The organism is Clostridium sp., assembly GCF_051656525.1.
GTDB lineage: Bacteria > Bacillota > Clostridia > Clostridiales > Clostridiaceae > Clostridium.
The window spans coordinates 1-9,679 of the sequence record NZ_JBOGCC010000161.1; the positions used below are offsets into that span (position 1 = coordinate 1).

The following is a 9,679-nucleotide window of genomic DNA, read 5'->3' on the forward strand; positions in this document are numbered from 1 at the left end:
ATGAATAAAGATGACTTTAAATAGTTGGGAGGAATTTTACCTCCCTTTTTCTTTATACTATATTCTATGTTTTTCTAGCATTTTTGTTACAAATTTCCTATATTCTACAATAAAACTTTTGCAATTTGAGTTAAATCTAGGTCTAATTGGATTACTTTTAAGTTCGTTTCATTTACTTCTGAGTAGTTTTTATTGGTATTTTGAACCACTATAATGTCAGTTTGATGTCCTTCGGCTAGTTCATTAAGAATATTTTCTATCTTAATATATTTATTTATATCTGCTACTTCATGCCTAGTTTGTATTTCAATCACCTGTCTATATCTTGCACCATTAAATTTAAAAATCACATATAGATCTGGAATCACTCCATTAATTTCTTTTTCAACTTCTACTTTCTCTAACTCCACTCCTAAATTTTTAAGTCTTGCTAAATAGTCCATAGCCTTTATGTTATGGAGACTTAGTTTTCTCATACTACTCTCAATAGGCACATATACATTTTGATTAGTCGCTGTATTTCTAAACATTCTAATGTACTTATCTTCTCTTAATATTTTATTCAACTCTCTTCTAGCCATATCGTAAGCGTATTTACTGTGGTTAAAGAATATATATCCTATTTGTTCTATTGTTGCAAATTTAGCACTATATATATAATTTATAATATCAGTATCTTTCTTAGTTATCATACTTGCTCCCTACCTTTCTTAGGTTGTGTTGGGGTATTCCCATCCCAATCCTTGTAATTCTCTATCTTTTTGATATTTTGTTGCACTAATAAATTTTCATTCTCTTTAGAAACTTTCTCTCTTGTGGTTTCAGGTATTCTATCACCTATTTTTACTTCATTCCCACTATTTTTAGCCTGTTTGATTAAGTCCTGGAATAAATCTCTATGATTCTTTTCTTTATGTGGGAGCAAATATTGGTCATGAAGCCCCTTTGTATTCATAAGAGGAACTATTCCAAATTTAAAGCTACCATTATTTTTAACTACAAATTCTCTTTTTCCAAGTGCAAGTCCTATTCTTGCATCATCTAAAGCTACTTCACTACTTTTAGAATTTTCTTGTTTAAATCCTAGTGTTACATTCATCATAGATTTAACAAAACTTGAAAACATATTAACTGTAGGTCTTTGCACTGAAAGTATCAAGAACACCCCTACTGCTCTCCCTATCTGTGCAACTCTTTCAACCATAGCTCCTACATATTCTCTTATTTTCTTCACCTCTTTTTTTACCCCCTTTAAATTAAAAAGTGATGCTATCTCATCTATAACAACATATATTGTACTCATAGGTTGTTGAGAATTTAGTTTATTATACTCTAAATAACTACTTGCTAACGCTTTTCTTCTATATGGTGCTATCTTCTTACTCCTTTCCTTCATTATCTTTTCAATGTGTTGCATTATTAAATAAAACTGTCTATTTTCAGTCGCATAAGCTCTACAATGCTTAACATCTTCATAAAGTATCATATCATCCTTTTCCATTTGCAGAAGGTATAATTCTAATTCTGAAGGTGAATTGTGTGCTATTAGGTTTATTAAAATATGATCTATACAAAAACTCTTTCCTGAACCTGTAGTCCCACTATTAACCATATGTGGAGTTTTAGTCATATCTTCAATCATAGGGCTTCCTGTATAGTCTAACCCTGTACATATTTCCCAAGGTTTTACCTTAACTAGTCTGAATGGTATATTCATAGGCATCTTTTCTATAAATTCTATATTTTCTACATTTCTCCTACCCTTTCTATTAAAGGCTATCCTGCATTCTAATTTCTGTTCAAGAGTTTTTATCTTCCCTTCTAAAGTCTCAAAATCCATACCATCAGGAAGTGCAACAACACCTTTTATTCCATACTCAGTAACTTCTAAATTAGCTAAGGTAAAAATATCAGCATAAACATTGTGTAAGCCTAAATGAGTCATTTGGTTATCCCATTTTCTAACCAATTCATTTATCTTTTTTGTATTAGCCCTTTTAATTGCTAGCTCATTCTTAGCTTTGATTTCATTTTCTTTAGACTGTTTTATCATTCTATTAATTCTATTTTTACCCCTTCTAAATAAACTCTTAATGCTCTTAGAGGATGATTTGGTCTTCATTCTTTTTATACCTCCTCATTTGTCTTAACTGTTTTCTACAATTTCTTATTTTTATATCCTTTATCTTATCATTATTGTTTTTATTAGATTGTATATAGTAAGCAGTTATAGATGTTATTAACCATACTCCTCCACCTACTGCAATCTTCCCAAATAGTACCCAATCCATTTTTATCACTCCTATCTGTCCGTTAAGTTGTACTATAATATATGTATATGAGGTATTTATAAAAAAGTTTCCTAAATAACGTATAAAAATATGAAATCATCACATAATAATATCGTAGGGAATCAAAAAAAGAGATGACCTTATATATAAATAAAAATCATCTCAAGTGTAGCTAGAAGAATAAGTTTATTTAACGATTTTTAGATGAGAATGTTTCGTACTTTTGTATGAAGCATTTTTGTTTTCATCATCTTTATCATCTTTCTTTTTCTTAGCTACTGCCTTAGCTTTAGCTTTCTTTTTTCTCTTTTTACTAATATCTTTGCAAATATCTTTTTGGACTTCTTTAGATGCAGCTCTTATTGGCTCAGATATAAAACATATACCTTTAAGTGAACCTATAATCATACTTCTAATAAATCCAGGTATCATTAACCATGCTACCTTAACCAAAAGTGATACTAAAATAATAATGAAAAAGAAACTTGCTATGTGTCCTAAAATGTTGTACACCATTTTAAAACTCCTCCTTTATTAATAAAGTTTGATTTCCCCATCCCACTTTTTAATAAAGATTTTATTTTAACTGAGCTAATTACAAAATGTAAAAATTCTCTAAGCTAAAATAGTTTTAAATCAAATGAGCTAGTCATAAATGAAAATTCTCAAATCTAATCTAAAATACAATGTTTATAATATATACTATAATAATCTACTAAATATGTTCCTAAAATAATAAAAAGACTCAAATTTTATTGAGCCTTTAGTTTACCAAATCTGCCTGAGCTTCTTTGTTTTTTCTTTATATTTATCTTAACCACGTTTCCATCTCTTACTAGCAAATGTTTAATATACTTCTGTATAACGTTATCATCAAGCATACAAGCCATTCCTAGCCCTATTTCATCACTATCATACATAAACTCTCTCTTCTTCGTGTCAAGGCTAGAAACCATTCTAATCTTATTTAAATCCTCGTGGCCAACTGCTAGTTTTATGCTTTGTTCATTGTTTTGACTTAATATTATCTTATTTCCTAGCAGTGCTTTTAAATCAGGATGTATGCAACTACTACCAGCTCTTTGAGTTGCTAATGTTAAATATACTCCTACACTTCTTCCTTTTCTACCTATTTCAATTAGTATATCTGTGATAGCTTTTTTAAGATTATAATTACTATCATTTTCATCAGAAACCATTAAATCACTTATTTCATCGCTTAAAAAATGTATTATAGACAACTTATCTTTCTTACGTTCATTGTAGGCATATATGTCAAATATCATCTCACTCACAGGCATTAATTCATTTCTTCTTTTGACCTCTTTATTTAACCTTTGCAACATCTTTAATATATCCTCAAGTTTATTCTCACATTCAGTACAATTTGCAGTATTCTTAAAAATCTCTAAATCCCTTTTATCACTTGCTGCAATGTATAATTCTACGTCCTTATTGCAGCCTATTACATTCAAAACACCTTGTATCATAATTCTAGTTTTACCACTTGTCGGTTTACCACAGATAAAAGCATTTGCATTATCTCTATAATTCAATATAAGTGGATTATAATTACTTTTAGTACCTACATACAATTCATATCCTTTAACCTTAATAGGCTTATATTCTATATTTGTAGTCTTGTTAATTATCTCTATATAAGCCTTATTCTCCTTAATTTTAGCAATACTTTTACCTAAAAAATTTAAATTATTAGCATATTTTTTAAGTAAATCAATATTAAGTCCTGGAGGAATATTTACCTCTAATAGTTCTCCTACAACCTCATCAGAAGGCGATTTAATTTCTTTACTTCTTGCTATGCTAAATGTATCTCCATATTCATTTCTAACGCTATCATAAGCCTTATCAAACTCAATACTTAACTTATCTTCGCTACTTATAGGCATACCATCTAACCATACCTTAACTCTTATTCCATCAGTTAAATTAGTAGCTATTATAGTTCCTTCATACTCATATTCTAATCTCTTAATATAATTCTTAAATATATTTAAATCACCACCATCACACTTTACAAACAACTGAAATCCATATTCAGTTAGTGTATAGAAATTTAGTGTAAATCTTTTTTGATCATCTTCCCTTGCTCCAAAGTCAACAACTTTATCAAATATATAATTAATTTCACGTTCTATTTGCATATTTTTGCGTTTTGTAAAAGTTAAGGAATGTAGCCATGCTAAAGCCACACTCCCAACATACATCTCAGTTATCATTCTTTTTCTTCTCCTTTAACAAGAGTCTTAGCTAAAATTCCTATACCTGCAACTGCCGATACTCCTACCGCCACTGGTAATGCTACTGCACTTATGCTACTTACTATTGCCGTACCTGTTCCAAATGCCACTACACTTGGAGAATGTAATATTATTTGTGTCTCAATGGCTTTAAGTGCTGGTATTGCTAGAGGGCTTAATATAGTTCCTACGATTGCTATTCTTGTTGTTGCTCCATTGTCTTTTTTATTTATTATATTTTTAATACTCATAAAATTCACCCACCCTTACCTATTATTATAGTTATCTTTTTCAGTTACTAAATTTCTTCTTAGCATATCTTCGTGTATTAAAGCTTTAATGTAGTATCTTGCATTAAATTGGTCTTGCAGAAATTCCCACATATATACTTCTTTAGCTGTAAAACTAATACTCATTCTTTGGTAGTCCGAAGGTGCTTTGCCTTTATTTTTATCTTCCATATCTATTATTTCCTCTCTTTATTTCTTATTTATAGTACATACTATGATAAATTATATGAATTGTGATAAGAATTTATGAAAAAATATAAAAAAATAACCTAAAGCATTTTGCACTCTAGGTTATTTATAGGTTGTTTAAAGAATTCCATACTATTTAATCCCAAAAACTATCATCATTCATCATCTCGTCTAAATCTTCTCTAGTTACTCCAATATTTTCTTTCTTTTCTTCTTTCTTTATTGGTGTTTCTTTAGTAATATCCTTACCAAATATATTTCTATTTTTCTTCTTATCTTTTTGACTTTCTAATTCCATTTTGATTAATTCTATATGGTCTGAAGGCATTTCTATTCCTCCGAGAACAATTATATTACTTTTATTATTATAATCATATTTGTCAAAATTAAAGACCTCAAATTTTCCTCTTACTGCATACTTATCAAAGTCTTCCTTCATCATAGAAGCCATTAATATATTACACTCAAAAACTGAAGGCATTACAAAAGGACTATTCTTAATAGCACTGTTTATAGCTTTATCTATATCATTTTTATCTTCAGGATCTAATTCTAATATAACCTTATATCCTACTTCTGTATTGACTCTTTCTGAGTCAGTTACATCAATATCAATATTATTTATGCTTAGTGAATTATCGAACATTCTCATAACATCATAGTTAAAATCTTCTTCATTCTGCATTTTATTATTATCTATAAATTGAACTGAGTTAACTCTTCCAGATTTCATTAATTCCACTATTTCAACATATAAATCTACTGTATTTTGAAGTGAATAACCTCTTTCAGATAGATTTGGATTAGCTATAAGTAAATTTACTGTAGCATTTGGATTTACTCTTTTTATAACTTTGCTTAACATTGGAACAGAACCTGATCCACTTCCTCCATCTGCACTTGATATTATAAAGAAATGTTCTTTACCAGATTGTTTTGAAAATTTATTTACAAAAAAACTTAATATGCTAGGCTGGTCTGCTTTTATAGCTTCTACAGCTTTACTTCTATCTCTACCTGTTCCTTCTGCATTTGCAATATATAAGGCGTTTGCATTTGGGTTAAAGTGTTTTAATATTTCCATTTCCCTAACATTTGTGTTACAAAAAACTGGTGTGTATATTCTATTTATATTTAATAAAGTATCTAGCATTTTATTTCCTGCCCCACCAGTACCTATTACTACTATTTTATTTTTATCCATTATTGCCACTCCTATTCTATAATTGATTCTCTTATACTTTTTAGTTCATCTAATCCCTTTTTTAGAACACAATATGTTCTAGTTCTTCCTATTGATACACCATAGCATACCATTTCGTCATCTATGAATCTATTTAGTGTAACTCTAATTTTCCTATCTGAAAGACCTGTACTTTCAATTATTTCAGCTATTGTAGTTCCATTAGACCTAGTAAGACCTTTTGTTTTATCATCCTTTTTTAAGATATGCTTCAATATTTTGTAATCATTTTGCGTATACATATTTCACCTTCTTTTAATATTTATTAGAATACCCAAACCATAGTAAGAAGTATTAAAAAATATCTTAACGTACTATAACAAACTTCTAAAATTCTTTAAAATACTAAAACGAATCTTAAAAGACTTGTATAAACCTTTAATATAATTATATCATCATTTGAATTAAATGTAAATAGGATTCGTCTAAGGATGTTTATTCAACATCAAAAGAAATTCAATCTAACTAAAACGTACTATAATTAAATTCTAAGATACCTTAAAATACTTTGATTGAATCTAAATTGTATTTTAAAATACTTTATCTATACTTTAATATAATCTAAACATTCTATATTGTTACTATTTTATTAATTAAATATAATCAAATGGTATCTAAACACACCTGTATTAGAACTAATTTATATCTATACTGTATTGATTTAGAACTCTATTTTCATTTTAGATTATTGTCTTAACCAAATCTAAATTACTTCAATTCCAAACTAAAGCAAACATAAACTACAATATATATTCATTAAAGCAAAGTTTTAGAACTAATTGTTGCAAGTAAAGTAAAGTTAAAGTAAAATGTATTTATTACAAATATTGGAGGATAGAATAATGGATGAAAAAGAAAATACAATTGATGCGGAATTTGAGGAAGTAAAATCAGAACAAAAAGACTCAGCTCAAGATAAAAATATTAATATAGTAGAACCAACTTATTATACAACCAAGCAAGTAGCAGAGATAATAGAAGAACCAGATTCAACAGTTAGATATTGGAGTAGATATTTCGAAAAGCATTTAGAGTTTATCTACAGCAATAAGAACAGAGCTTATACAAAGCAAGATGTAAATAGACTTCTGCAAGTTAGTCAACTTAAAAGACGTGGAATGACATTAAAACAGATAGAGGAATATTTTCTTGATGATGGTTTCCAGGATAGCAATGGAGAACTTGATTTAAAAAATCCTCTGGCCATGGAAGTATTTATGGAAGCCTTAACTAAAAATATAGATGATAAGATGAAACAATTCCAAAAGCAAATGACTGCAAATATATTAGCTATGCAAAAAATGATGTTAGCAAGTCAAGGAGATATGCAGGAAGAATTCAAAAAACAAATAGCTATTACTATTGATGAAGCTGTTACAGATAAAATGAGCGAGTTTACAGGTGATTTAAAGGGTGTTGTAGGAGAATTAGGTGATAATGTATCAGAAAAGGTCGAGAATAGCCTTAAAAACGTTTCTAGTGAGTTTGAGAAAATTGATAAGGTATTGGAATCTAATAAAGAACTAGAAACTAAATTGAATGACTTTATAGCTAGAGATGAGAAAAGAGATAAGGAAGTAGTAGATAAGATTAAAACCTTATTAGATAAAAAAGAGACTGAAAGAGTAGAGTTGCTTAAAGTTGAAAATGAGAATAAAGGATTTTTTAGTAAGCTATTTGGAAAATAAGATAGAGAATTTTATAATAATACATTTTAGCGTGTTTTTCGAGTTTTTATTCTATAACCTGACACTAATAACATTATATGATACTAATAACATTGATACTATAGTGTATACTTGCTTTCTGAAAAATAGGTATATCAATGGATACAAGATTTATTTTAAAACTCATATACATTAGTTTTAAACTCATATACATTATCTTTTTATATTTTTGAATTAGAATACATTATCTTTCTATTGACTTTTAAACTCATATACATTATCTTTTGAATTAGAATACATTATCTTTTGTAGAATTTTGTATGAATGGAGGAGTTAGTTGTGGATATTGTTGAAAACATAGCTAATAATAGCAATACACTCAAATCAAGTGTGGATAAATCTGTTGATAATGACATAGAAAAGCAGATTTCATTTTTTAAGGTAAAACAGGAGTATGGTTTTAATGAAACAAATTTAATGACGCTACCTTTTATCTCTCTAAAAAGAGCTAAGGAAATGGAGCTTACTAGGTCGTGGTTCAAATCAAATAATGAAGAAGTTACTTTAAAAGTAGTTGGTGGATCAAGACATGGTGTCCCACAGATGGCTGAGTTAGATGTATTATTAGCACTTTTTAGAATACATCTAAAAAACAATAGATTCTTATTTGAAAAAAATAATGATAATGGAAAAGTTACTATACCAGCAAGGATAAATTTCACATTTTCAAAATTAGCCGAGGAATTAGGTTATAAAACATATGGAGGATTTTTAAAAGCAAAGTTAGAAAAGTCTATTCAAAAACTAAATGAAACCACTATATACACAAAGTTTGCTATATATAATGCAGAAGAAGGAGAGTTTGTTTCAAGCTTTAAAGGTGAAAAGAGTTGTAGAATATTAAAATCTTATGCAACATATGAGAAGGATATTTACAAAAGGGAACACAAAGGAGAACTTTTAAGTCCTTATGAAATTCAAGATTATCAATATGTTGAAATAGATGACTTCTTTTTGAACAATATGTGTAATGGATATTACAAAGTGTATGATTATGAAAAGTATAAAGGGTTAGCAATGTCAATATCTAAGAGGATTTTATTAATCCTAAGTACGTGGTCAAGATCATCAAGTAAGTTTATTACATATCAAGTACTATGTGACTATATAGGGTTAGACTATATAGATAAAAAACAACAATATTATGCAAACTCACAAATTAAAAAGGCAATGAAAGAATTGGTTGATATAGGATATATAGATGATTTTGAGGAAGAAAAAAATAGAGGAATAAACATAATATTTAACAGAAAGAAATTGAACACCAGTACATTTAAGAATTTATATAATACAGAGTCTGAAATTTTTGATGGTTTAAGAGAATATAGTTTAGATATAAGAGATGTGGGATATATATTAAATAATTTTGATGATAAATATGTTGCAGCAGTTCTCAGATGTTTAAAGCATAAATGCTCTAAGGGGGAGATAAAAAATAACATATCCAATTATGTTATGAGTGCCTTTGGGAAAACTAAATGGGATGTAAAAGAATTTCTTTAATTTTAAACTCATATACATTATCTTTTTATATTTTTGAATTAGAATACAGTAAGAGTGATTATTTTGTTTAATTTTAAAATTCAATGCCAATATGCACTTTTTAGAACTAGATTACAACATAGAATCATTCATTTTTAAACTAGAATACATTATCTTTTGGGTATTTTTAAACTCA

General features: G+C 28.2%; 11 protein-coding genes. 2 read left to right on the forward strand and 9 right to left on the reverse strand.

The genetic code is table 11. The features are described 5' to 3' along the window. Positions 1-104: 104 nt before the first annotated feature. From ACRDDY_RS08320 to ACRDDY_RS08360, 9 genes are all read right to left on the reverse strand, one after another. Positions 105-692: a hypothetical protein gene (locus ACRDDY_RS08320; RefSeq protein WP_438564489.1), complete on the reverse strand. Its 588-nt coding sequence runs from the start codon at positions 690-692 to the stop codon at positions 105-107. After that, positions 689-2,122 carry an FtsK/SpoIIIE domain-containing protein gene (locus ACRDDY_RS08325; protein ID WP_438564490.1) on the reverse strand — a complete coding sequence of 478 codons (1,434 nt, stop codon included), beginning with the start codon at positions 2,120-2,122 and terminating at the stop codon, positions 689-691. The genes ACRDDY_RS08320 and ACRDDY_RS08325 overlap by 4 nt, the downstream gene beginning before the upstream one ends. Next, complete coding sequence (locus ACRDDY_RS08330; protein WP_438564491.1) at positions 2,100-2,291, reverse strand: hypothetical protein; 192 nt, start codon at positions 2,289-2,291, stop codon at positions 2,100-2,102. The genes ACRDDY_RS08325 and ACRDDY_RS08330 overlap by 23 nt, the downstream gene beginning before the upstream one ends. A 186-nt stretch (positions 2,292-2,477) precedes the next feature. Next, positions 2,478-2,807 carry a hypothetical protein gene (locus tag ACRDDY_RS08335; protein ID WP_438564492.1) on the reverse strand — a complete coding sequence of 110 codons (330 nt, stop codon included), beginning with the start codon at positions 2,805-2,807 and terminating at the stop codon, positions 2,478-2,480. Between the two features lie 236 nt (positions 2,808-3,043). Further along, positions 3,044-4,531 (reverse strand): FtsK/SpoIIIE domain-containing protein, encoded by a 1,488-nt coding sequence (locus ACRDDY_RS08340; protein ID WP_438564493.1) that lies wholly within the window; start codon positions 4,529-4,531, stop codon positions 3,044-3,046. Continuing rightward, positions 4,528-4,803 (reverse strand): hypothetical protein, encoded by a 276-nt coding sequence (locus ACRDDY_RS08345; protein ID WP_438564494.1) that lies wholly within the window; start codon positions 4,801-4,803, stop codon positions 4,528-4,530. Before ACRDDY_RS08345 ends, ACRDDY_RS08340 begins: the two co-directional genes overlap by 4 nt. A gap of 15 nt (positions 4,804-4,818) precedes the next feature. Further along, positions 4,819-5,013, reverse strand: a complete 195-nt coding sequence (locus ACRDDY_RS08350; protein WP_438564495.1) for a hypothetical protein — start codon at positions 5,011-5,013, stop codon at positions 4,819-4,821. 154 nt (positions 5,014-5,167) lie between these two features. Next, positions 5,168-6,235, reverse strand: coding sequence for a hypothetical protein (locus tag ACRDDY_RS08355; protein ID WP_438564496.1), 1,068 nt, complete (start codon positions 6,233-6,235; stop codon positions 5,168-5,170). Positions 6,236-6,246: 11 nt separating this feature from the next. Further along, positions 6,247-6,516: a hypothetical protein gene (locus ACRDDY_RS08360; protein WP_438564497.1), complete on the reverse strand. Its 270-nt coding sequence runs from the start codon at positions 6,514-6,516 to the stop codon at positions 6,247-6,249. A gap of 600 nt (positions 6,517-7,116) precedes the next feature. Between ACRDDY_RS08360 and ACRDDY_RS08365 the strand changes: the two genes are divergently transcribed. Together ACRDDY_RS08365 and ACRDDY_RS08370 are read left to right on the forward strand one after the other, a co-directional pair. Beyond that, positions 7,117-7,962, forward strand: coding sequence for a helix-turn-helix domain-containing protein (locus ACRDDY_RS08365; RefSeq protein WP_438564498.1), 846 nt, complete (start codon positions 7,117-7,119; stop codon positions 7,960-7,962). Between the two features lie 318 nt (positions 7,963-8,280). Next, a complete protein-coding gene (locus ACRDDY_RS08370; RefSeq protein ID WP_438564499.1) occupies positions 8,281-9,504 on the forward strand; it encodes a hypothetical protein in 1,224 nt (407 codons plus the stop codon). Positions 9,505-9,679 lie beyond the last annotated feature (175 nt).